We start from the raw sequence: 243 nt of genomic DNA on the forward strand, positions 1-243 counted from the left end.
CGTGTTCCCGGGCGGCGCACTGGTCGGCGACGACGCGGGCTTCCTGAACGCATCGCGGATCAAGGGTTCGCATGCGGCGATCAAGACCGGCATGCTGGCGGCGGAAGCCGCATTTGAAGCCGTGCAGGCTGGACGCACCAGTGATGAACTCACCGCCTATCCGGAGAGCTTCAAGACCTCGTGGCTGCATACCGAACTGCATCGTGCGCGCAACTTCAAGCAGTGGATGAGCAAGGGCCTCTG

Annotated in this window: 1 protein-coding gene; it reads left to right on the forward strand. The window is 63.4% G+C overall.

Annotation, left to right across the window (positions count from 1 at the left end; genetic code table 11):
- Positions 1 to 243, forward strand: a 243-nt coding sequence (locus tag P0D70_RS37025) for an NAD(P)/FAD-dependent oxidoreductase (protein ID WP_408188159.1), incomplete at both ends; no start/stop codon positions are given.

This window comes from Paraburkholderia sp. RL17-381-BIF-C (assembly GCF_046026435.1).
Taxonomy (GTDB): Bacteria; Pseudomonadota; Gammaproteobacteria; order Burkholderiales; family Burkholderiaceae; genus Paraburkholderia.